Source organism: Agromyces tropicus (genome assembly GCF_039531345.1).
In the GTDB taxonomy this organism is placed as follows: Bacteria; Actinomycetota; Actinomycetes; order Actinomycetales; family Microbacteriaceae; genus Agromyces; species Agromyces tropicus.
Genome location: NZ_BAAAPW010000001.1, coordinates 1,032,837 through 1,056,149, shown reverse-complemented (window position 1 = coordinate 1,056,149; position 23,313 = coordinate 1,032,837). Strand labels below are relative to the sequence as shown.

Genomic DNA, 23,313 nt, shown 5'->3' with positions numbered 1-23,313 from the left:
GGGCTCCATTCTCGCATCCGTCGACGGGTGCCGCTGGGCTCAGCCCGTGCGCGAGAGGGTGGCGACGATCGGGCGGTGGTCGCTGCCGGAGTCGTCGAGCGCGTCGAGCACGCGGAAGCCGTCCACCTGCCACCCCGGCGTCGCGAGCACGTGGTCGATCGGGCTGCCGAGCAGTTCGGGCAGGCCGGTCGGCCACGTGCCCACACCGCCGGCGCCGCCGGCCTTCGCGGCATCCGCGCACCGCCCCAGGTCGCCGCCGTCGATCCCGCGTCCGGCGAAGTGATCGACGGTCGCGTTGAAGTCGCCCGCCATGATCACGTCGTCGCCCGCGCACTGCTCGGCGAGCCAGTCGAGGTCGCTGCGCCAGTTGCGCAGCTCCCACCGGATCGGCGCGACCGCGTGGACGGCGACGATGCGCGGGCCCTCGCCGTTCGCCGGCTCGGCGACGACCGTCGGCAGCGTGTTGGTGTTGCCCGGCGGCCCGGGCCAGGGGACGCTCACGACTTGGTAGTCGCCGAGCTCGGGGGAGATCAGGAGGGTCGTCGACCGTGCCTTCGCGACCTGGTCGAAGAACTGCGTGTGCACCCACATGGGGCGGCCGCCGTCGCGCATCGCGATCGCGACGTCCTCGCCGAGCGGTTCGGTCGTCTCGGGCAGCACGACGACGTCGGCCTCCTGCGCGAGCGCGAGGTCGGCGATGGTCGCCGCGTCGGGCACCTCGCCCAGCGTGTTCCACGACAGCACGGTGACCGACTCGGGTGAGGCCGCCACGGTCTCGCCGCCGAGCCCGCGCACCGCGAGCACGCCGACGTTGCCGAGCGAGAACGCCGCGAGCACGGCCGCGAGCGCACCGAGCAGCCGACGGCCCGGCCCGACCAGCATCGCGATCGCGAGCACCACGGCCAAGAACCCCGCCGCGGCGGCCGCGGCACCGCGGAGCGCGACGACGTGCGCCGCGATCCACTGGTCCTGGAGGCCGAAGGCCTGGGGCCAGAGCAGGACCGCGGCGAGGGCGGTGGTGCCGAGCACGACGGCCCAGCCGAGGATGCGGGGGAGCATTCCCTCCAGCGTAGGCCAGCCGCGCGCCGCCGTCCGCGGCATCCACAGGGGGTCGGCTGGGAGTCCTCGGTGAACCGGCTGACCGTGCGAGACCTACCATGGGTCCATGGCCGACGCCCCGTTCGCCGCCGCCGCGGACCTGCACGCGCACTCCACGGTCTCCGACGGCACCGACACCCCGGCGGAGCTCATTGCGTCCGCGTCGCTCGCCGGCCTCGAGGCGCTCGCGATCACCGACCACGACTCGACGGCCGGATGGGCCGAGGCCGCGCACGCGGCCCGGGAGCTCGGCATCGCGCTCCTCCCCGGCCTCGAGCTCTCCACACGCGTGCAGTTCGCGAGCGTGCACGTGCTCGGCTACCTCGTCGACCCGACCGACGAGGGCCTCGTGGCCGAGACCGCTCGCATCCGCGACTCGCGGCTGACCCGTGCCGAGCAGATCGTGCGCCGGATCGCCGCCGACTACGACCTCACCTGGGACGACGTGCTCGCGCAGACCAGTGACGGCGCGACGATCGGGCGCCCGCACATCGCCGACGCCCTCGTCGCACGCGGCCACGCCGAGACCCGCTCCGACGCGTTCGCCGGCATCCTGCACTGGCGCTCGGGCTACGCGCAGCCGCACTACGCGCCCGACCCGCTGACCGGCATCCGCCTCATCCGGGCCGCCGGCGGCGTGCCGGTGCTGGCCCACCCGGGCACCCGCGGCGCGGAGGACGTCATCCCGGAGACGCGGCTCCGTCGGTTCGTCGAGGGCGGGCTCTTCGGCCTCGAGATCGACCACCCCGAGAACACGGATGCCGCGAAGTCGCGCCTGCGGGAGCTCGCGCGCCGCTACGGCCTCGCGGTCACCGGCTCGAGCGACTACCACGGGCTCGGCAAGCCCAACCGGCTGGGCGAGTACACGACCGCGCCGGAGGTCGTCGCGCGGATCATCGCCGAGGGCCGGGGGAGCGCCCCGATCCTGCCCTGACCCGCCGTCGTCCGATCTCGGCCCCGATGACGCGGAACGGGCCGGACACCTCTCGGCGTCCGGCCCGTTCGCGGCTGGTCGTGCGGGGTCAGGCGGTGGGCGCCTGCGACGGCGCGCCCGCGGCGCTGCCGCCCGAGCGGCCCCCGCGGCGACGCCGACGGCGGCGCGGCGCGGCGTTGCCGTCGTGGTGCTCCTTGCCCTTGCCGTCGTGCGTGCCGGCGCCGGGCTCCTTCGAGGCGGCCTCGTCGGTCGAGGTCGACGTCGAGGTCGTCGTCGCGTCGCCCTCGCCGGCCGGACGGCCGCCGCGCGTGCGCCGGCGCGACCGCGTGCGGGCTGCGCCACCGGCGGCGTCGCCGGAGCGCTCGCCCTCGCGGCGGCCCGCGGTGCTCGCGCGCGACGGCTGCGCGCTCGGCGCGGACGTCAGGCGGCCCTTCGTGCCCTCGGGGATGTCGAGGTCGGTGAACAGGTGCGGGCTCGACGAATACGTCTCGACGGGCTCCGGCTGGCCGAACTCGAGCGCGCGGTTGATGAGGGCCCACTTGTGCAGGTCCTCCCAGTCCACGAAGGTCACGGCGATGCCGGTCTTGCCCGCGCGCCCGGTGCGGCCCGCGCGGTGCAGGTACACCTTGTCGTCGTCGGGGATCGTGTGGTTGATCACGTGGGTCACGTCGTCGACGTCGATGCCGCGGGCCGCGACATCCGTGGCGATCAGCACGTCCTTGCGCCCGGCCTTGAAGGCCGCCATGGCCCGCTCGCGCTGGTCCTGGTTGAGGTCGCCGTGCACGGCGGCCGCGTTGAAGCCGCGGTCGCTCAACTCCTCGACCAGCTTGGCGGCGGCGCGCTTCGTGCGCGTGAAGATGACCGTCTTGCCGCGGCCGTCGGCCTGCAGGATGCGCGCGATGACCTCGTCCTTGTCGAGCGAGTGCGCGCGGTAGATGAGGTGCTTGATGTTCGCCTGCGTGAGGCCCTCGTCGGGGTCGTTCGCGCGGATGTGGATCGGCTTCGACATGAAGCGGCGCGCGAGCGCGACGATCGGGCCGGGCATCGTCGCCGAGAACAGCATCGTGTGCCGGACCTCGGGGATGCGGGAGAAGATCTTCTCGATGTCGGGCAGGAACCCGAGGTCGAGCATCTTGTCGGCCTCGTCGAGCACGACCTCGCGCACGTCGGCGAGCGAGAGGATCCGCTGGTTGGCGAGGTCGAGCAGGCGGCCCGGGGTGCCCACCACGATCTGGGCGCCCGCCTTGAGCTGCTCGATCTGGCCCTCGTAGGCCTTGCCGCCGTAGATCGAGACGACCTTCGTCGGCCGGTTCGACGTCGCGAGCTCCATGTCCTCGGTGACCTGCACAGCGAGCTCGCGCGTCGGCACCACGACGAGCGCCTTCACGCCGGGCTCGGGGTCGTCGCCGAGGCGCTGCACGAGGGGGAGCCCGAAGCCGAAGGTCTTGCCCGTGCCGGTCTTGGCCTGGCCGATGATGTCCTGGCCGGTCAGGGCCAGCGGGATCGTCTGCTCCTGGATGGGGAAGGCATCGGAGATGCCCTTGGCGGCGAGCGCGTCGACGATGTCGGGCGCGATGCCGAGTTCGGTGAACGTGGTCAAGTGTCTGCCTGTCCGTGTGTGAAGAAAGGGTGCGCCCTGCTTCGATCGACAGGCGCACGGCCGCGGTTCCATCGCCCGCGTGCGGGACCAAGCCTATCCGAGAGCCCTGTGAACGCCCGGATATGCTGTCCTACGTGGTGAATAGGTCGATGTCGCGCCGCCCCCGTCCGGAGACCCCGAGGCTGCGCCCCCGGGTCGCGCCGACCGACCTCACCCGCATCGACTTCACCGAGTTCACGCCCGAGCCGGTGCCGTTCCTCGGCCAGGCCGCGTACCTCCAGCTCGAGGTCTTCGAGAACCTCGCGAAGGCCGTCGCGACGGCGCCCGACCTCTCCGCGAAGGAGGGGCTGAGCGCGGCCGCGGGCGTCGCGCTGCGCAAGCACCACGAGCTCATCGCCGAGCTCCGGCGACTCGAGGTCGAGCCCGCCGACGTCATGGCCCCGTTCGCCCCGGCGCTCGACCGCTTCCGGCAGGCGACCTCGGGCGCCGACTGGTACGAGCTGCTGCTCGGCATCCACATCACGTCCGGCATGCTCGACGACTACTTCATCCGGCTCGCCGAGGGGCTGCCCCACGACCTGCGGCAGCGGGTGCGCGCCATCCTCGGCGAGTCCCGCTCGGCGCAGGTGATCGAGGACGCCCTCGTGCAGGCGATCGCGGCGGACCACACGCTCGACGACCGGCTCGCACTCTGGGGCCGGAGCCTCGTCGGCGACACGCTGCTCATCGCGCGCTCGGCGATCCGGGCCGGATCGGGCGACCAGCCGGCCGACGTCGAGCCGGTGTTCACCGAGCTCATCGCCTCGCACACGCGCCGGATGGACGTGCTCGGACTGACCGCCTAGGAGACGGCGTCGCGCCCGGTGGGAGCGCGGCCCCGGTCGGGCTAGCCCCGGGCCAGGCCGAAGCGCGCGAGGCGCTCGTAGGTGCGCACGTCGTCCTGCTCGCGCCGGCGACCCACCACGTATGCGGCGCCGGCGGCCGCGGCACCCGACAGCACGAGCGAGACGAGCCAGATCCACCCGCCGTCCCATGCGAGGCCGAGCCAGGTCAGGGCGACCCAGACCACGGCGGCGGTGCCGGCGCCCACGGCGGGAACGAGGAGCACGCCGTGGAACTCGCGCCGCGGCACGACGTAGCGTGCCGCGAGGCCCAGGATCGCGCCGCCGAGGGTGATGAAGAGCAGCTCCATCAGCCGACGAAGCCGATCTTGCGGGCCTCCTCGGAGCCGATCTCGACGTAGGCGAGCGCCGCGGCCGGAACCACGTAGACGGTGCCCTTCGAGTCGGCCAGACGGAGCACGGGCGACTGCCCGCTCAATGCCGCCGAGACGGCCTGCTCGACCTCCGCCGCCGTGTGCGAGGTCTCGAACGTGATCTCGCGGGGGGAGTTCTGGATGCCGATGCGAAGGTCCACGGTGCGCCTTTCTGTCGTTGCTAGAACCCTACGACACGCGCCACCCCGGCCCCCTCGCGTTCACTGTCGGCGGACACGGATACCGTGGGCGGCATGCAGCCCGCAGCGACCCTCGCACCGTCCGTCGCAGACCCGGTCGAGGAGCTGGCCGCCGGTGGGCACGCGGCGGTGTTCGGGGCCCCGGGCTCGGGCAAGACCGCGCTCGCCGTCGAGCTGGTCGCCCAGCGGGTCGAGCGCGACCTCGATCCGTCCGAGGTCCTCGTGCTCTCGGCGACCCGCCGGACGGCGGCGGCGATGCGCGACGCACTCGCGCTGCGGCTCGACCGCACCACGCGCGGCGCGCTCGCGCGCACCGCGAGCGCCGTGGCGTACGACCTCGTGCGGGCGCGAACCGGCCGCGCGGTCACCCTCCTCACCGGCGCCGAGCACGACCAGGTCATCGGCGAGCTGCTCGAGGCCCAGGCGCTCGACGGCGGCGGCCCGGAGTGGCCGGAGGCGCTGGCACCGGACGTGCGCGCACTGCGGGGCTTCCGCTCCGAGCTGCGCGACCTGATGATGCGCGCGGTCGAGCAGGGCGTCGACGCCGCCGAGCTCGCGCACGTCGGGCGGCTCGCCGGACGCGACGAGTGGGTGGCGGCCGCGGCGTTCCTCGCCGAGTACGCCGAGGTGAAGGAGCAGCTGCGGCCCACCCAGTTCGACTCCGCCGAGCTCGGCGCGTTCGCGGCCGCGATCGTGCGACGGAGCGTGCACGACCCCGACGACGCCCGGGCGCTCGGCGCGCTCGCCGGCGTGCGGCTGGTCGTCGTCGACGACGCCCAGGAGGCGACCGAGGCCACCGCGGCCCTTCTGGGCGCGTTCGCCGCGCGCGGGGTCGACGTCGTCGCACTCGGCGATCCCGACGTGGCGAGCAACGGGTTCCGGGGCGGGCGCGCCGACCTGCTGGGCTCGTTGGGCGCCGTGCTCGGCGGGCACGGCGTGCGCCGCATCGACCTCCCCGTCGTCCACCGCGGGCGCCGTGCCCACCGCGAGCTGCTGGGCCGGGTCACCGCGCACGTGGGCACCGCGCTGGGCGGCACCCACCGCGTCGCGACCGTGACCGACGGGCGCGACGACGATCCGCTCGAGCCGATCCTCGGGCTCGAGGCGGCGTCGCCGGCGGCCGAGGGCGCCCAGATCGCGGGCCTCCTGCGGGAGCGCCACCTGCTCGACGGAGTGCCGTGGTCGTCCATGGCGATCGTGACCCGGTCGGGCGCCGAGCTGCCGGCGATCGCGCGGGCGCTCGCCGCCGCCGAGGTCCCCGTCGCGGGAGGCGCCTCGCGCGTCGCCCTCCGCGACGCGCCGGGGTCCGCGGCGCTGCTCGCGGCCGCGGCCGTCGTGCTTGGGCTCCGGCCGCTGGATGCCGACACCGCGACCGTGCTGCTCACCGGCCCGCTCGGCCGACTCGACCGGGTCGGGCTCCGGCGGCTCCGCCTCGCGCTCCGGCACGAGGAGCTCGCGGGCGGCGGCTCGCGGAGTGCGGACGAGCTCCTCGTCGAGGCCCTCGGCGTCGCGGGCGGCTTCGCGACGATCGACGCGCCCGCGGGGCGGCGGGCGTCGCGGCTCGCGCGGCTGCTCGACTCGGCGCGACGGGCGGCCGCGCGCGGCTCGACCGTGGAGGAACTGCTGTGGCTGCTGTGGCACGACAGCGGCCTCGAGGCCGAGTGGGCCGGGCAGGCCGCCGGCGCGGGCGTGCTCGCCGACGAGGCGAACCGCTCGCTCGACGCCGTCGTCGCGCTGTTCTCCGCCGCGCGGCGGTTCGTCGAGCGCGAGCCCGGAGCGCCCGCGCGACGCTTCGTCGACGAGGTGCTGCAGAACGCGCTGCCCGAGGACTCGTTGGCACCCGAGCGCGGCGCCGGCGCGGTGGTGCTCGCGACCCCGCCGGCGCTCATCGGGCGGCAGTTCGACGTGGTCGTGGTCGCCGGCCTCCAGGAGGGGGTGTGGCCGAACCTGCGGCCGCGCGGCACGCTCCTGCACGCGGCATCCCTCGCCCGGGCCGTTGCGGCCGTCCGTGCCGGGGAGGCCGTCCCCGACGACGAACCCGCGTCCGTCGCGCGTGCGGCCGTGCGCGGCGACGAGCTGCGGCTGTTCGCGCTCGCCGCGTCGCGCGCAGCGCGCCAGCTCGTGCTCTCCTGCACGGGGAACGACGACGAGCAGCCGTCGGTGCTCATGGGTTTCGCGCCGGTGCGACCGCCGTCGCGGCGCCGGCGGCCGCTGCACCTGCGCGGCATGGTCGGCGCGCTCCGGCGCGACGCGGCATCGGGCGACCGCGAGGCCGCCGCCGGCCTGGCGCTGCTCGCCGAGCACGGCGTGCCCGGCGCGCATCCCGCCGACTGGTACGGCACCGCCGAGCCAACGACGAGCGCCCCGCTGGTCGACCTCGAGGGCGACCCCGACGCGCTCGTGGCCGTCTCGCCATCGCAGATCGACCGTGTCGAGGAGAGTCCGCTCGGGTGGTTCGTCGACCACGTCGCCCAGCCGCCGTCCGGGCTCGCGGCCTCGATCGGCACGATCGTGCACGCGGTGGTCGAGGAGGCGGCGCAGCAGTCGGGCGAGATCGACGTCGAGGCGCTCTGGGCCTCCGTCGAGCGCCGCTGGCGCGACCTGCGGTTCGAGGCCGGGTGGGTCGCGGAGCGCGAGCGACGCGGTGCGCGACGCATGACGGAGGGCGCGGCCGACTACCTCCGCAACGCCGACGACGACGGCGTCGTCGTCCTCGGTGCCGAGGGCCGGTTCACGCTCGTGAGCGGACGGGTGCGGATCACGGGCACGATCGACCGGGTCGAGTCGTCTCCCGACGGCACGACGGTCATCGTCGACCTCAAGACCGGTCGCACGCCGCCGACGGCGGCGAAGACGGCCGAGCACCCCCAGCTCGCGGCGTACCAGCTCGCTGCGCGCGCGGGGGCGCTGCCGAACGGCGGCCGGCTCGGCGGTGCGAAGCTCGTCTACGTGGCCCGCCCGGTGGGCGGGCGGCTCTACACCGAGCGCGCGCAGCAGCCGTTCGACGACGAGGCCGAGGAGGCCTTCCGCGAGCGCCTCGGCGAGGTCGCGCGTGTCATGGCGGGTGCGACCTTCGACTCGCCCGTGGAGTTCGCGCACGGCTCGCGCTTCGGCGACTGGCAGTACCGGGTGCACCTCGTCCCGGCGGTGTCCGCGTGACCGCGCCGCGCATCGGCGCCGACGAGATCGCGCAGCGGCTCGGTCTCCATCCGCCGACGCCCGAGCAGCGCGCCGTGATCGAGGCCGACCCGGCGGGCCGCAGCATCGTGGTCGCCGGCGCGGGCAGCGGCAAGACCGAGACGATGGCGAACCGCGTGGTGTGGCTGCTCGCCAACGGGGCGGTCGACGTGCCCGAGGTGCTGGGCCTGACGTTCACCCGCAAGGCGGCCGGCGAACTCGCGGACCGCGTGCGCGAGCGCGTCGCGCAGCTCGTGGCGGAGGGCATCGCCGACGTGCGGCTCGACCCGCTGGAGTCGGCCGCGGTCTTCACGTACAACGCGTTCGCGGGCGCGATCTACCGCGAGCATGCGCTGCGCATCGGCCGTGAGCCCGACGCCTCGATCCTCGGCGAGGCGGCGGCCTGGCAGCTCGCCCGGAGCATCGTGTCGGCGTCCGCCGATCCGCGGCTCGTCGAGCTCGACGCCTCCCTCGACCGGGTGACCGGCGCGGTGCTCTCGCTGAGCCGGGCGCTCGCCGAGAACGTGACCGACAGCCGCGACGTGCGCGCCCTCGCGCGCGACTTCCTCGCCATGCACGACCTGCCGATCGAGGCGCCGCGCAAGCGCACCCCGTTCGAGTCGTTCACGTCGGCCCTCGGCGTCGTCGAGGCGCTCCCGCCGCTGCTCGAGCTCGCCGACGCGTACGCCGCCGAGAAGCAGCGACGCGGCGCCGTCGAGTTCTCCGACCAGGTCGCACTGGCGCTGCAGATCTGCACCGCGCACCCCGAGGTCGCTGCCGAGCACCGCGAGCGCTATGCGACCGTCCTGCTCGACGAGTACCAGGACACGAGCGTGGTGCAGACTCGGCTGCTCGCGGCGCTGTTCCGCGACCATCCGGTCATGGCGGTCGGCGACCCCGACCAGTCGATCTACGGATGGCGCGGCGCCAGCGCGGCGAACCTGGCCCGGTTCGGACGCGACTTCGCCTCGGACGGCGCTGCGCGCGCCTACGACCTCTCCACGAGTTGGCGGAATCCGGTCGTCGTGCTCGACGCGGCCAACGCGCTCATCGCCCCGCTCGACGGCGGCATCCCGAAGGCGCCGCTGCGACCGTCGCCGTTCGCCGGGCCCGGGCGTCTCGACGTGCGCTGGAGCGAGACGATCGACGACGAGGCCGCGACGGTCGCCGACTGGCTGGCCGAGCGGATGCGGTCCGGCGGTCGCACCGGCGCACTGCTCTGCCGGACCTTCGCGCACGTCGACCTGTTCGCCACGGCCCTGCGGGACCGGGGCGTTCCCGTGCACGTGCTCGGCGTCGCCGGCCTGCTCGACCAGCCGGTGATCGCCGACCTCGTGTGCGCCCTCCGCGTCGTGCACGATCCGACCGCGGGCTCCGAGCTGCTGCGGCTGCTCGGCGGGGCACGGTGGCGGATCGGCCCTGCGGACCTCGCCGCGCTCGGGTCCGTCGCGCGCTGGCTCGCGGACCGCGACCTGTCGACCAAGCGGCTCGCCGACGAGGTCCGCCTCGGCATCCGCGGGTCGATCGCGCCCGACGAGTCGCCGTCCATCGTCGATGCGCTCGACTTCGTGCTCACCGCGCCCGACGACCATCGGGCGCTCGGAGGGCTCAGCGAGGAGGGGCTCGCCCGGATGCGGCGCGCGGGTCTCCAGCTGCAGGCGCTCCGGCGGCGCGTCGGCCTGGGGCTCGTGGACTTCGTGACGCTCGTGCAGCAGGAGCTGCTGCTCGACATCGAGGTCGCGGCGAACCCGGGCCGCCTGCTCGGCGCCGCGAGCCTCGAGTCGTTCGACGACCTGGTCGCCGCGTTCGTGGACAGCGCGGAGCAGCCGACCCTCGGCGCGTTCCTGGGCTGGCTCACGGAGGCCGAGCAGCGCGACCGGTTGAGCCCGCGTCAGGACGAGCCGGAGCCGGGCGCAGTGCAGGTGCTCTCGATCCACGGCTCGAAGGGACTCGAATGGGACGTGGTGGCGATCCCGCGCATGGTGGACCACGAGCTGCCGTCGAAGCCCCGCAGCAATCGGGGCTGGCTCGCGTTCGGCATCCTGCCCGACGAGTTCCGCGGCGACTGCGACGAGATCCCCCAGCTGATGTGGCGGGGGGTCCAGAGCCAGCTCGAGTTCGACGAGGCCGTGAAGGCGTACGCCGAGGAGAACCGCGACCGGCACGCCGAGGAGGAACGCCGGCTGGCCTACGTCGGCCTCACCCGTGCGCGATCTGAGCTGCTGCTCACGGGGTCGTGGTGGGCGACGCAGAAGGCCCCACGGTCGCCGAGCCCGTTCCTGCGCGAGCTCGCCGTGGCGGGCGTCGTCGACGGCGAGACGCTGCCGGTCGCACCCGAGGAGCCCGAGAACCCGCGGTCCGCTGAGGCGGCCCGCGTGCGCTGGCCGCTCGACCCGCTGGGCGCGCGCCGGCCCGCGGTCGTGCGCGCCGCCGATGCCGTGCGCGAGGCGGCGAGCCTGCCGACCGGCGCGGGGATCGGACCGGTGCTCGCCGACGAGCTGCGGATGCTGCTCGAGGAGCGACGCCGCCGCAGCGAGGGCCGACGAGGCGCGGACGTGCCCACGCGCGTGCCCGCATCGCGGTTCAAGGACTACGTCGACGATCCGGAGGCCGTCGCCGCCGAACTGGCGCGCCCCATGCCGCAGCGGCCGTACCGCGCGACCCGGATCGGCACGCTCTTCCACGCCTGGGTCGAGGAGCGCTCCGGCGGCTCGGCCGCGCGGCCCTCCGGACCGACCACGGCGGCCACGCCGCTCGACCTCGACGCGTTCGACCTCGAGCTCCTCGACGGTCCGGCCGCCGACGAGGTGGTGGACGATCCCGTGGAGCCGAGGCTCGACCGGTTGCGCGCGACCTTCGCCGCGTCGGAGTGGGGCGAGCGCCGACCGGTCGCGGTCGAGCTCGAGCTGCACCTGCCACTCGACGAACAGGTCTTCGTCTGCAAGCTCGACGCGGTGTACGACGTCGACGCCGACTCCGAGGAGGGTCGCCGCGGCATCCGCGCCCAGGTCGTCGACTGGAAGACCGGCGCGGCACCGCGCGACGCCCGCGAGCTCGAGCTGCGGCAGACGCAGCTGGCGCTGTACCGACTCGCGTACGCGCGCTGGTCCGGACTCGAGCCCGAGGCGATCGACGCCGTCTTCTACTACGTCGAGGACGACCTCGTGCTCCGCCCCGGCGAGCTCTACGACGAGGCCGCGCTGCGGCGCGCGTGGGCGGGCGTCCGGTCGCACGACGGCGTCGCCCGACCCGCGGGAGCCGATCGCGGCGCCCGGGCGTCGGTCCCGGAGGAGGTGCGGACCGCGATCGCACGGCGGTGACGACGCGGCCGACGCCGGCCGGACGCGCGGCGCCTACGCCGGTCGGTCCTCCGAGTCCGCGCCGGTGGCCGCGGGAGGGGTGGCATCGCCCCAGTCGCTCAGGTCCAGCGGGATGGGCGCGGTCAGGTCCTGGTCGTCGCGATCGTCGACCGGCTCCGACCCGGCCGCATCGAGGTGCCGCCGCAGCTCGGAGACGTCGTAGCTGTCGGTGAGCATCGTCGCGCCGGTCTCGCGCTGCGCCGCGCTCCGCGGCGTCTCGTCGAGCATGCGCTCGACGTCGGCGACCGCGAGCACCGGGCCGGTGTCCGTCGTGAGCGACTCCGACGAGCGGTCGTGCACGCTCGCGACGAGGCCGTCGAGCAGTCCGACGGCGTCGGCGACGATCGTCTCGTCGTGCGTGTCGAGGCCGTGCAGCAGCCAGCGCGCGAGCTCGAGTTCGCCGTACAGGAGGGCGCGGCGCGCGATCTCGGCGTCGGCGTCGCCCGACCGGGCCTCGACGTAGGCCTCGAGCGTGCGTTCCGCGGCCTCGCCGGTGGAGGTGAGCACCCAGTGGAGGTCGTGGGCCGGGTCGTCGTGGGCGAGTCCCGCCCAACCGACGATGCCCGTCACGCGGTCGCCGTCGACGAGGAACGAGTCGGCGCCGAGCTGGCCGTTCACGACGGTCGGTGCGAAGCGCCACAGGGTGTCGTCGTCGGTGGCCTCCTCCCACCGCCGGAGGAGGGCGGCGGGCAGGCGCCCGCTGTCGGAGGCGCGGTCGATGACGGCGACGGCGGCTTCGCGCGCCTCGGCGGCGGTCCGCCGCGGCAGGCCGGCGTCGCCGACGAAGCCTGCGGGCAGCGCGTGGATGGCGGCGATCGCGCGGCCGACGTCCGCGGCGAGCTCCGGGGTGGCGGTCAACTCGTCCGCGGTCCGGCCTGCGCCGGGGATGAACTCCGTGACGACGGCGCGGGTCGGTCCGATCGGTGCCTGGCCGACGAAGGCGGGCACGTCGAACGGCAGGCGCGAACGGATGCCGGTGGTGAGCGCGCGCATCGCGACGAGGTCCGACGACTGCTCCGACTCGGCCGTCTGCGAGCGCGGAGCGCGGATCAGCAGGCGTCGGCCGTCGGTGGAATGGAGCTCGACGGCGTCGAACGCGCCGCCCGACCCACGGGTGTGCGCACGGGCCGCCCGCACCTCGAGTCCGGCCATCGCGGCCGTGGCCAACGCGGCTAGAGTGAGTGGGGGTCTGGCCATGGCACACAGCCTAAGCAGGTGTTCGCGCCTGCCCGGCGACCGCCACGCGTTCCCGACGACTCCGGCTCCGACGAGAGGTGCACCGTGCTCCACCCCGACGCGCCGATCCCGACGGATCCCGTTCCCTCGGCTGCGCCGCCGCTCGCACGCGAGCACCTCGACCGCGACGCGGTGAGCCGCACCATCGAGGGCCGCGCCGAGGCCTTCGTCGCCGACGCGGACGCGCGCGTGCTCGCCGTGCACGCCGGACGGGTGCTCGTCGCCGAGGGTGACGCGCGGCTCGAGCTGCGGCATCCGTCGACCATGCCCGTGCCGCAGGTGCGCGCCTACCTGGGCCGCACGCTCGATGCCGGAGGGGCGGCGGACGCCCCCGACCACGAGCTGCCCGCGGGCAGCCCGATCGAGGCGTGGCTGCTCGATGACGAGGCGGCGGCCGGGCTCGCACCCGACGCGCGCTGGAGCGGCCTGCGGGCCGTCGCCGCCGCACTCGACGACCGCGATGCGGGCCTGGCGGTCGAGGCCGTCGCGCTGGCGAACTGGCATGCGACCCACGCGTTCTGCCCGAGTTGCGGGAGCCCGACGGAGGTCGTCACCTCCGGCTGGGCGCGGCGCTGCGTCGCCGAGGACCGCCTGCGCTTCCCGCGCACCGACCCGGCCGTGATCGTGCTCGTGACCGACGACCGGGACCGCGTGCTGCTCGGCTCCAACGCGATGTGGCAGCCGGATCGCTTCTCGGTGCTCGCGGGGTTCGTGGAGCCGGGCGAGTCGCTCGAGGCGGCGGTCGTGCGCGAGCTCGCCGAGGAGGCCTCCCTCGTCGTCGACCGGGTCGAGTACCTCGGCTCGCAGCCCTGGCCGTTCCCGGCGAGCCTGATGTGCGCGTTCCGCGCCCGCGTCGCCGACGGTGCCGCAGCCACGCCCGTGCCCGACGGCGAGGAGATCCTCGAGCTGCGCTGGTTCGACCGCGACGGGCTGCGCGACGCGTTCGGCGGCGTCGCGCTGCCGGGCGAGACGTCGATCGCGCGGTGGATGCTCGAGCAGTGGTACGGCGGTCCGCTGGACTCGTCGCTGCCGTGGTCGACCTCATGACCTCGGACCCGCTTCTGGCGGCGCTCGACGACGACCAGCGCGTGGCCGCCGAGGCCCTGATCGGGCCGGTGTGCGTGCTCGCGGGCGCCGGCACCGGCAAGACCCGCGCGATCACGCATCGCATCGCCTACGGCGTCGCGTCGGGCTCGTACGACCCGGCGCGCGTCATGGCGCTGACCTTCACGTCCCGCGCCGCGGCGGAGCTCCGGGCTCGCCTGCGGGTGCTCGGGGCCGGAACGGTCGCGGCGCGGACCTTCCACGCGGCGGCGCTCGCCCAGCTCAACCACTTCTGGCCGCTCGTCGCGGGCGGTCCGGCGCCGCGCGTGCTGGAGTACAAGGGGCGGCTGCTGGGCCTCGCGGCCGAGCGGTGCGCCGTGAAGGTCGACACGCCGACGCTCCGGGACGTCGCCGCCGAGGTCGAGTGGCGCAAGGTCGCCCTCGTCGGCATGGACGACTACCGGGCCAGGCTCGCCTCCCGCGGGGCGCCCGGGACGCTCACCGCGCAGCAGCTGCTCGACCTCGTCGAGGCGTACGAGGCGCTGAAGGACGAGCGGCGAGCGATGGACTTCGAGGACGTCCTGCTCGCGACGGCGGGGATGATCGAGAGCGAGCCGGCCGTCGCGATGCAGGTGCGCGAGGCGTACCGGCACTTCGTCGTCGACGAGTACCAGGACGTGTCGCCGGCGCAGCAGCACCTGCTCTCCCTCTGGCTGGGCGGGCGTCGCGACGTGTGCGTCGTCGGCGACGCGAGCCAGACCATCTACTCGTTCGCCGGCGCGAGCGCGGACTTCCTGCTCGGGTTCGAGCGCGACTACCCGGATGCCACGATCGTGCGGCTCGAACGCAACTACCGGTCGACCCCCGAGATCGTCGAGGTGGCGAACCGGCTGATGCGCGGGCGTCCGGGTGCCCTGCGCCTCGAGGCGGCCGTGCCCGACGCGGGCGACCCGGCGCTGGGCGGGTCCGACGGCGCTGCCGAGCACGGCGGGGCCGGGCGCGGGGAGGGCAGGGGCCACGTCCCGCATGGGCCTGCACCCGACGTCATGGAGTTCTCCGACGAGCTCGCCGAGGCGCGCGGCGTCGCGACCCGGGTGCGGCAGCGCATCGACGCGGGCGTCCCGCCCGAGTCGATCGCGGTGCTGCTGCGCGTGAACTCGCAGTCCGCGCTCTACGAGCAGTCGCTCGGCGAGGTCGGCGTGCCGGCCCGGCTGCGCGGCGCCCAGCGCTTCTTCGACCGGCCGGAGGTGCGCGAGGCCGTGCACGCGATCCGCGCGGCGGCGCTGGCGATCACCGACGAACCGCTCTTCAAGTCGGTGAGCGACGTGCTGCGATCGCTCGGCTGGACGGTGGAGCCGCCCGACGGCCCGGGGGCGGTGCGCGACCGGTGGGAGTCCCTGAACGCGATCGCCCGGCTCGTCGACGACCAGCCCGCCGGCACGACGTTCCGCGTCTTCGCCGACGACCTCCGCACGCGCGCCGAGACGCACCACGAGCCCGCGGTCGCCGCGGTCACCATCGCGACGCTGCACTCCGCCAAGGGGCTCGAGTGGGACGAGGTGCACGTGCCGGGCCTCGTCGAGGGCATGCTGCCGATCGCGTACGCCTCCGGGCTCGAGGCGATCGACGAGGAGCGCCGACTGCTCTACGTCGGCATCACGCGGGCACGGCGACGGCTGTCGCTGAGCTGGGCCCGCTCCGCCGGTCATCGAGCGGAACGGGAGCCGTCGCGGTTCCTGCGGGAGCTCGACATCCGCACTCCGGGTGCGGCAGGGCCCGTACCGGCTGCGGGGGCTCCGGCGCGCGCGCGACGCTGACGACGACGCTCGCGGCGTCGAGCGCCGTCCGGCCGGTGTGCAGCAGGTCGTCGACGACGGATGCCGCGAGCGCCGACGCGTCGTGCCGGGCTCGCGCCCGCGGTGGCGGCGGTGCGGCGATCGCGAGCTGGGCGGCGACCGCCGGCCACGCGGCATCCGCGTCGCGCCGCGCGAGGTGGACGCAGCGCAGGCACGGGCCATCGCCCGGGCGGACGACCGGGCCGACCTCGATGCCGCGCTCGTCGACGACGACGGGCAGGTGCGGGACGTCGGCGGCCAGCCATGGCAGGTGCAGCGCGGGCGGGATGACGCGCGCCGCGACCAGCACCGCGGCATCCGTCGCCGACGGATCGGCCGCGCGCGCCGCGACGGGTCGGTGACCGAGGCGCAGCAGGGCGGTGCCGAGGTCGTCGACGAGGTCCGCCGGTCCGGCGAGCGCGACCGTGCCGCCGTGGGCGGCGAGACCGGCCGATCCGTCGCCGCGCGCGCCCGCATCGGCCTCGGGTTCGAGCGCGGGCGACAGCCGGTCGAGGAACTCGTCGATCTCGTGCGGGGCGCCGCCGAGCGCGCCGCCGATCGTGTGGAGCGTCTGCCGGGACGCGCCTGCCGCGAGCGCGGTCAGCAGCCCGGTCTCGAACGGCGCCGGGTCGTCGAGGACGACGAGTGGACGGATGCCGCCGAGCTGCAACGCGGTCGGGGATCGCCAGACGAGGGGGAGTGCGGGGTCCAGTCGGGGCGTCATGCCCGAAGCATGCCGGAGCCCGGCCGTGCCCGTTCCGGTCGTCCACAGGGACCCGCGCGGCGAAGCCCCGTCAGGGCGAGGAGCTCAGGATGCCCGCGGGCTCGCGTCGTCGTCGGGGTCGTCGTCGGCGTCGCCCGCGTCTGTGCCCGCGTCGTCCGTGCCCGACTCGTCCGCGGGCGGGAGGTCGCCGCGCAGCAACGCCTCCAGCCCCTTGTCGAACTCGGCGTCCGCCTCGTCCGCCGATTCGCCGCCGGCGAGCCGGGCCGCGAGGGGACCCGGGTCGTCGAGGTCGGCCGACGTGGGCAGCAGGTCGGGGTGCGCCCAGAGCGCGTCGCGCCCGGTGACGCCGACCGCGTCGGTCACGGTGCGCCACATCGCCGCCGCGTCGCGCAGGCGGCGCGGGCGCAGCTCGAGGCCGACGAGCGTGGCCAGGGCGGATTCCGCGGGCCCGCCGGTCGCGCGGCGGCGACGGATCGTCTCGGCGACCGCGTCGGACTTCGGCAGCCGCCCCGTGGCATCCGCCGTGACGACGTCGACCCAGCCCTCGACCAGCGCGAGCATCGTCTCGAGGCGACCGAGCGCGGCCTCCTGCTCCGGGCTCTTCGGACGGATCAGGGCGCCGTTGGCCACGGCGTCGCGCAGCTCGTCGGTGTTCGACGGGTCGAAGCCCTCGGCGAGCTGCTCGAGCCGCTCGATGTCGACGTCGATCCCCTTCGCGAACGCCGTGATCGCCGTGATCAGGTGCAGCCGCAGCCACCTGGCGTGACGGAACAGCCGCGCGTGGGCGAGCTCGCGCACGGCCAGGTACAGCTCGACCTGATCGGTCGGGATGTCGAGGCCGTCGCCGAACTCGGCGACGTTCTGGGGCAGCAGGGCCGCACGGCCGTCCTCGAGGAGGGGCAGGCCGACGTCGCCGCCGGACACGACCTCGGTCGAGAGCTGCCCGACGACCTGGCCGAGCTGCATGGCGAACATCGCGCCGCCGATGCCGCGCATCATCCGGCTCGCACCCTGGATCATCGAGCGGAGCTCCTCGGGAGCCTGCTCGCTCATGACCCGGGTGAGGGAATCGGCGATGCTCGTGGCGACCGGCTCGGCGAGCTGGCTCCAGATCGGCATCGTGGCCGCGGCCCACGAGCGACGTGTCAGCAGCTCGGGCGTGCCGGGCAGCGCGGACAGGTCCACGGCCTCGTCGAGCCAGAGCCCGGCGAGGTCGAATGCGCGCTCGAGCCGTTCCGCCTCGACCGGCTCGACCTGGCGCTGGCCGGTCGAGGCGCGCTGCTCCGCCTGGCGGAGCGCGAGCGACCAGTCGATGCCCTCGCCCTCGGCGCGCTGCATCGCCTGCTGGAGCTGACCGAAGATCGCCGCGATGCTCGCGGGGTCGTTGGGCAGGCCGGCCGCGTCGGCGAGCTTCGACGGATCGATGCCGCCGGAACCGGACAGCAGCTCGCGCAGCATGTCGCGGAACTCGTCCTCGGGGTCGCGGTCCGGTTCCTCGTCGCGTTCGGCCACTCGGGCCACCTCCCTCGCTCGGCATTCCACGCTACCGCCGGTGCTCGGCTTCCTTCCCGGGAAATGGCCTAGGCTGACCGTTCGGGTGTCCGCCCGTCGCGAACAGCGCCGGCCCGGGTCGTCGGGCCGCCACTCGCGGGCGCTCGGGAAGGACGCACGGCGGATGACGCTCTTCGGCAGCCCCAGCGAGGGCGGACGCGAGCACGAGGCGCCGTCGGCGCCCGAGGCGGGCGCGCGTCGATCGCGCCGCGAGCGCATCGGCTGGACCGCGATCGCGGTCGCCGCGGTGATCGGCCTGGGCCTCGCGCTGCTGCCGACCCCGTACGTCATCCAGAAGCCCGGACCCGTCTACGACACGCTCGGCAGCACCGAGGTCGACGGCGAGGAGATCCCGCTGATCGAGATCCCCGACGAGGAGACCTTCCCGACCGAGGGCTCGCTCGACCTGCTCACGGTGCTCGGCGTGGGCCGCCCGGGCCGCACGCCCAGCTGGCTCGACATCGCCGCCGCCTGGTTCGACCCGGAGCGCGCCGTGCTCCCGGTCGAGGCGCTCTACCCGCCGGGCATCAGCACGGAGGACCGCGACGCCGCCAACGAGGCCCAGATGGTCGACTCCCAGCAGGACGCGATCGCCGCCGCGCTCGTCGAGCTCGGCTACGACTTCCCCCGCGAGGTCGTCGTGCAGGGGGTCGCCGAGGGCGCGCCCGCGGAGGGCGTCCTCGAGGAGGGCGACGTGATCCTCGCGGTCGACGGCGGGCAGGTGCAGTCGGTCGACGAGCTCCGCACCGCGCTGCGCGAGCACGGCACGGACTCGCCCGCGCAGATCGAGGTCGAGCGCGACGGCGAGGTGCTCACCGTCGAGGCGACCCCCGAGGCCCGCGGCGACCAGGCGGTGCTCGGGATCGGGGTGCGCATGCACTACGAGTTCCCGATCGACGTCGAGATCCAGCTCAACGACGTCGGCGGGCCGAGCGCCGGCATGATGTTCGCGCTCGGCATCGTCGACAAGCTCACGCCCGGGGCGATGACCGGCGGCGAGACCATCGCCGGCACGGGCACGATCGACTCCGACGGCACCGTCGGCTCGATCGGCGGCATCCGCCAGAAGCTCTTCGGGGCGCTCGACGCGGGGGCGTCGTGGTTCCTCGCACCGGAGGACAACTGCGACGAGGTCGTCGGCAACGTCCCCGACGGACTGGACGTGTTCGCGGTCGGCACCCTCGACGAGGCCCGCGACGTCGTCGAGACCATCGGCGAGGGCGGCGACACGTCGGCGCTGCGCACCTGCGAGTCCGTGGGCTGACCCGCCCCGGGTGAGCCGGCCCGACCTTCGCGGCGGCCGACGCCGCGGCATCCGTTTCGCCCTCGGCGGACCCATGGAGGGCCCGTGCCGAGCCGTTTCCAAGAAAGCCGAACGTAGGATGGGAACCCGATCCCATCCCGACCCGAATGAGGCCGAGAGTGTCCACAGCACAGTCGCAGGAACCGAGGACGTCGCGCCGCCGCGCGCCGATCGCGATCACGATCGGCATCGTCGCCGCGCTCGTCATCGCCTTCTTCGTGTTCGCCGGTATCTACGCGGACATCCGCTGGTACGACCAGCTCGGGTTCCTCGAGGTCCTGACGACGGAGTGGATCACCCGGATCGTGCTCTTCCTGATCGGGTTCACGGCCATGGCCCTGCCCGTCTGGTTGTCCATCCAGATCGCCTATCGGACCCGTCCCGTGTACGCGAAACTGAATTCGCAACTGGATCGTTATCAGGAGATCTTCGAGCCGCTTCGGCGCCTCGCGATGTACGGCATCCCGGCCGTGCTCGGCATCTTCGCGGGCGTCTCCACGGCGAGCCGCTGGGACTCGGTGCTGGTGTGGCTCAACCGCACGCCGTTCGGCACCACCGACCCGCAGTTCGGGTTCGACATCGGCTTCTACGTATTCGAGCTGCCCTTCTACCGATCGATCGTCGGCTTCGCGTCGGCCGTCGTGCTGCTCTCGGGCCTGCTCGTCATCGCGACCAACTACCTCTACGGCGCCATCCGCGTCAGCGGCCGCGAGGTCGTCATCTCGAAGGCCGCGCGCATCCAGATCGCGATCACCGCGGGCGTGTACCTCCTGCTGCAGGCCGTGAGCATCTGGCTCGACCAGTACGCGACCGTCACCGAGCAGGGCTCGCTCATCACGGGCGCCTCGTACACCGACGTCTACGCGACCATCCCCGGGCGGCAGATCCTCTCGGTCATCGCGGCCGTCGTCGCCGTGCTGTTCCTGGTGACCGCGATCATCGGCCGCTGGCGGCTTCCCCTCGTCGGCGCCGTCCTGCTCATCATCTCGAGCCTGCTCATCGGCTCGCTCTACCCGTGGGTCGTGCAGCGCTTCCAGGTCGACCCGAGCGCGCGTGCCCTCGAGGCCCCGTACATCGAACGCAACATCGACCTCACCCGCGACGCGTTCGGCGTCGCCGACATCGAGGAGATCCCGTACGAGGCGAAGACGGATGCCGAGCCGGGCGCGCTGCGCTCCGACGCGGCGACCACGGCGAGCATCCGCCTCATGGACCCGGCCGTGATCAGCCCGGCGTTCCGCCAGCTCGAGCAGTTCCGCCAGTACTACCAGTTCCCCGAGACGCTCGACGTCGACCGCTACGAGATCGACGGGCAGTCGCAGGACACCGTCGTCGCGATCCGCGACCTCAACCTCGAGGGCCTGAACGACGCGCAGACGTGGTTCAACTCGCACCTCGTCTACACGCACGGCTACGGCCTCGTCGCCGCAGCCGGCAACCAGCGCTCGAGCGACGGCCAGCCGGTCTTCCTCGAGTCGGGGATCCCGTCGACCGGCGACCTGCCCGAGTTCGAGCCGCGGGTCTACTTCGGCGAGAACTCGCCGGACTACTCGATCGTCGGCGCCCCCGAGGGGACCGCGCCGATCGAGCTCGACTACCCGTCGGGCGGCGAGGGCGAGCCCCAGCAGACGACCTTCACGGGCGACGGCGGACCGGTGCTCGACAACGTGTTCACGAAGCTCGTGTACGCCCTCAAGTTCCAGTCGGAGCAGATCTTCCTCTCCGACCAGGTCAACGACCAGTCGCAGATCCTCTACGACCGCAACCCGATCGAGCGCGTGCAGAAGGTCGCGCCGTACCTCACGCTCGACAGCGACACGTACCCGACCGTGGTCAACGACCGCGTCGTCTGGGTGGTCGACGGCTACACGCTCTCCGACCAGTACCCGTACTCCAACAAGGTGAGCTACAGCGAGGCGATCTCCGACAGCGAGGGCGTGCAGCAGCCGCTCGCGTTCGACGAGGTCAACTACATCCGCAACTCGGTCAAGGCCACCGTCGACGCCTACGACGGCAGCGTGACGCTCTACGCGTGGGACACCGAGGACCCGATCCTCGAGACCTGGCAGAAGGTCTTCCCGGCGGCGATCCGTCCGATCAGCGAGATGTCCGGCGAGCTCATGAGCCACGTGCGCTACCCGGCCGACCTGTTCAAGATGCAGCGCGCCGTGCTCGGCCGCTACCACGTCACCGACCCGGTCACGTTCTACTCGCGCGAGGACGCCTGGACGACGCCGCTCGACCCGACGCAGAGCCAGGCCACCGCGCTGCTGCAGCCGCCGTACTACCTGACGATGCAGATGCCCGGCCAGGACCAGCCGTCGTACTCGATCTACTCGACGTTCATCCCCGAGGCGCGCGGCAGCAACAGCCGCAACGTGCTGCGCGGCTACCTCGCCGTGGACTCGAACGCGGGCTCCGTCGACGGCGAGAAGGCCGAGGACTACGGCAAGCTCCGATTGCTCGTGCTGCCGGAGGACGAACAGGTCCCCGGCCCCGGCCAGGTGCAGAACACGTTCAACTCCGACCCGACGGTGTCGCAGTCGCTGAACCTGCTGAAGCAGGGCCAGTCCGACGTGATCAACGGCAACCTGCTCACGCTGCCGGTCGGCGGCGGCCTGCTCTACGTGCAGCCCGTGTACGTCCGGTCGACCGGTGAGACGAGCTACCCGTTGCTGCAGAAGGTCCTCGTGGCCTTCGGCGACGAGATCGCGTTCCAGGACACGCTCGACGAGGCGCTGAACGTGCTGTTCGGCGGCGACTCGGGTGCGGCCGCGGGCGACGAGGAGGTCGAGCCGACCACGCCCGACGGCGGCGACACCGGTGGCGACGGCACGGGCACCGACACGCCGACGACCAGCGACAGCGAGGTCCAGTCCCTGCTGAACCGTGCACGCCAGGCGCTCGACGACAAGCAGCAGGCGCTGCAGGACGGCGACTGGGCGGCGTACGGCGCGGCCGACGCGGAGCTCGCGCAGATCATCTCGGAGCTCATCGTCCTCGCCGACCAGGGTGCGAGCACGACGGACACCCCGGCCACCGAGGCGCCGTCGACCGAGTCGCCCTCGAACGGCTGATGACCGTCGAGCTCGGCTCGGGCGACTGGCTCGAGGACAACCGCGCGAACTGGGACGAACGCGTCGCCACGCACGTCGCCTCGCCGTTCTACGACCGGACGAGGCTCCGCGAGGGCGGCAGCGTGCTCGACCCCATCGCCCGGGCCGGCATCGACCGGCTGTTCCCCGAGGGGCTCGACGGCGTTCGCGTGCTGCACCTGCAGTGCCACTTCGGCTCGGACACGCTCTCGCTCGTGAACCTCGGCGCCACCGCGATCGGGCTCGACTTCTCGCGCCCCGCCGTGGAGGAGGCCCGGCGGATGGCGGCGGAGCTCGGCGTCGCCGACCGCGCGCGCTTCATCGAGGCGAACGTCTACGACGCCAGGCACCTCCTGCCCGAGCCCGAGTCGTTCGACCTCGTGTTCACCACCTGGGGCACGATCGGCTGGCTCCCCGACGTGGCCGAGTGGGCCCGCATCATCGCGTGGTTCCTGAAGCCCGGCGGCCGGCTGTACTTCGCCGACGGGCACCCCGCGGCGTTCGTCTTCGACGGCGACGCCGGCCCGCACGGCCTGCCCGCGTTCGGCTACCCGTACCGCAACGACCGGCCCGACATCATCGAGGACCCGAGCGACTACGCCGACCCCGAGGCGCGCATCGTGAACGCGAAGACCTGGGAGTGGATGCATCCGCTCGGCGAGGTGCACGGCGCGCTCCGCGACGCCGGGCTCTCGGTCGACGTGCTCGCCGAGCACTACGAGGTGCCGTGGCGGATGTTCCCGATCACCGTGCCGAAGGGCGACGGCATGTACGGCTGGCCCGAGCAGCAGTGGCTGCCGCTGTCGTACGAGATCGTCGCATCGTCGCCCGAGCGCGACTGAGCGCGGGCTGCCGCAGGAGCCTCACCGAGGCTCGCCGACGCGCCCGGGATCCGGTCTCGA

15 protein-coding genes are annotated in these 23,313 nt (G+C 74.0%); 9 read left to right on the top strand and 6 right to left on the bottom strand.

Annotated features, from left to right (window positions below):
- Nucleotides 1-39 precede the first annotated feature (39 nt).
- A complete protein-coding gene (locus tag ABD230_RS04800) occupies nucleotides 40-1,059 on the bottom strand; it encodes an endonuclease/exonuclease/phosphatase family protein (RefSeq protein WP_344369835.1) in 1,020 nt (339 codons plus the stop codon).
- 106 nt (nucleotides 1,060-1,165) lie between these two features.
- Between ABD230_RS04800 and ABD230_RS04795 the strand changes: the two genes are divergently transcribed.
- A complete protein-coding gene (locus tag ABD230_RS04795) occupies nucleotides 1,166-2,032 on the top strand; it encodes a PHP domain-containing protein (RefSeq protein ID WP_344369834.1) in 867 nt (288 codons plus the stop codon).
- 88 nt (nucleotides 2,033-2,120) lie between these two features.
- On the opposite strand, the gene ABD230_RS04790 is transcribed toward ABD230_RS04795, so the two are convergent.
- Nucleotides 2,121-3,632 (bottom strand): DEAD/DEAH box helicase, encoded by a 1,512-nt coding sequence (locus ABD230_RS04790; protein ID WP_344369833.1) that lies wholly within the window; start codon nucleotides 3,630-3,632, stop codon nucleotides 2,121-2,123.
- Nucleotides 3,633-3,781: 149 nt separating this feature from the next.
- On the opposite strand from ABD230_RS04790, the gene ABD230_RS04785 reads away from it, so the two are divergent.
- Nucleotides 3,782-4,477: a ferritin-like fold-containing protein gene (locus ABD230_RS04785; RefSeq protein WP_344369832.1), complete on the top strand. Its 696-nt coding sequence runs from the start codon at nucleotides 3,782-3,784 to the stop codon at nucleotides 4,475-4,477.
- Between the two features lie 41 nt (nucleotides 4,478-4,518).
- Here ABD230_RS04785 and ABD230_RS04780 read toward each other — a convergent pair whose 3' ends face one another.
- Both ABD230_RS04780 and ABD230_RS04775 read right to left on the bottom strand, forming a co-directional pair.
- Nucleotides 4,519-4,824 carry a hypothetical protein gene (locus ABD230_RS04780; protein WP_344369830.1) on the bottom strand — a complete coding sequence of 102 codons (306 nt, stop codon included), beginning with the start codon at nucleotides 4,822-4,824 and terminating at the stop codon, nucleotides 4,519-4,521.
- Nucleotides 4,824-5,048 (bottom strand): DUF3107 domain-containing protein, encoded by a 225-nt coding sequence (locus ABD230_RS04775; protein ID WP_344369828.1) that lies wholly within the window; start codon nucleotides 5,046-5,048, stop codon nucleotides 4,824-4,826. Before ABD230_RS04775 ends, ABD230_RS04780 begins: the two co-directional genes overlap by 1 nt.
- A 93-nt stretch (nucleotides 5,049-5,141) precedes the next feature.
- Between ABD230_RS04775 and ABD230_RS04770 the strand changes: the two genes are divergently transcribed.
- Both ABD230_RS04770 and ABD230_RS04765 read left to right on the top strand, forming a co-directional pair.
- The gene (locus ABD230_RS04770) at nucleotides 5,142-8,246 is read left to right on the top strand and encodes a PD-(D/E)XK nuclease family protein (protein ID WP_344369826.1); all 3,105 of its coding nucleotides are present in this window, start codon (nucleotides 5,142-5,144) and stop codon (nucleotides 8,244-8,246) included.
- Nucleotides 8,243-11,584 carry an ATP-dependent helicase gene (locus tag ABD230_RS04765; protein WP_344369825.1) on the top strand — a complete coding sequence of 1,114 codons (3,342 nt, stop codon included), beginning with the start codon at nucleotides 8,243-8,245 and terminating at the stop codon, nucleotides 11,582-11,584. Before ABD230_RS04770 ends, ABD230_RS04765 begins: the two co-directional genes overlap by 4 nt.
- 33 nt (nucleotides 11,585-11,617) lie before the next feature.
- On the opposite strand, the gene ABD230_RS04760 is transcribed toward ABD230_RS04765, so the two are convergent.
- Nucleotides 11,618-12,820, bottom strand: a complete 1,203-nt coding sequence (locus ABD230_RS04760; protein WP_344369824.1) for a phosphotransferase — start codon at nucleotides 12,818-12,820, stop codon at nucleotides 11,618-11,620.
- 84 nt (nucleotides 12,821-12,904) lie between these two features.
- Between ABD230_RS04760 and nudC the strand changes: the two genes are divergently transcribed.
- Nucleotides 12,905-13,906, top strand: a complete 1,002-nt coding sequence (gene nudC / locus ABD230_RS04755; RefSeq protein ID WP_344369823.1) for an NAD(+) diphosphatase — start codon at nucleotides 12,905-12,907, stop codon at nucleotides 13,904-13,906.
- A complete protein-coding gene (locus ABD230_RS04750) occupies nucleotides 13,903-15,720 on the top strand; it encodes an ATP-dependent helicase (protein ID WP_425546192.1) in 1,818 nt (605 codons plus the stop codon). The genes nudC and ABD230_RS04750 overlap by 4 nt, the downstream gene beginning before the upstream one ends.
- Nucleotides 15,721-16,546: 826 nt before the next feature.
- On the opposite strand, the gene ABD230_RS04745 is transcribed toward ABD230_RS04750, so the two are convergent.
- Nucleotides 16,547-17,920 (bottom strand): zinc-dependent metalloprotease, encoded by a 1,374-nt coding sequence (locus tag ABD230_RS04745; protein ID WP_344370118.1) that lies wholly within the window; start codon nucleotides 17,918-17,920, stop codon nucleotides 16,547-16,549.
- A gap of 217 nt (nucleotides 17,921-18,137) precedes the next feature.
- Here ABD230_RS04745 and ABD230_RS04740 point away from each other — a divergent pair, with 217 nt between their 5' ends.
- From ABD230_RS04740 to ABD230_RS04730, 3 genes are all read left to right on the top strand, one after another.
- Nucleotides 18,138-19,277, top strand: a complete 1,140-nt coding sequence (locus ABD230_RS04740; protein ID WP_344369819.1) for a YlbL family protein — start codon at nucleotides 18,138-18,140, stop codon at nucleotides 19,275-19,277.
- Between the two features lie 146 nt (nucleotides 19,278-19,423).
- The gene (locus ABD230_RS04735; protein WP_425546183.1) at nucleotides 19,424-22,393 is read left to right on the top strand and encodes a UPF0182 family membrane protein; all 2,970 of its coding nucleotides are present in this window, start codon (nucleotides 19,424-19,426) and stop codon (nucleotides 22,391-22,393) included.
- A complete protein-coding gene (locus ABD230_RS04730) occupies nucleotides 22,393-23,253 on the top strand; it encodes a class I SAM-dependent methyltransferase (protein WP_344369817.1) in 861 nt (286 codons plus the stop codon). Before ABD230_RS04735 ends, ABD230_RS04730 begins: the two co-directional genes overlap by 1 nt.
- Nucleotides 23,254-23,313: the final 60 nt, after the last annotated feature.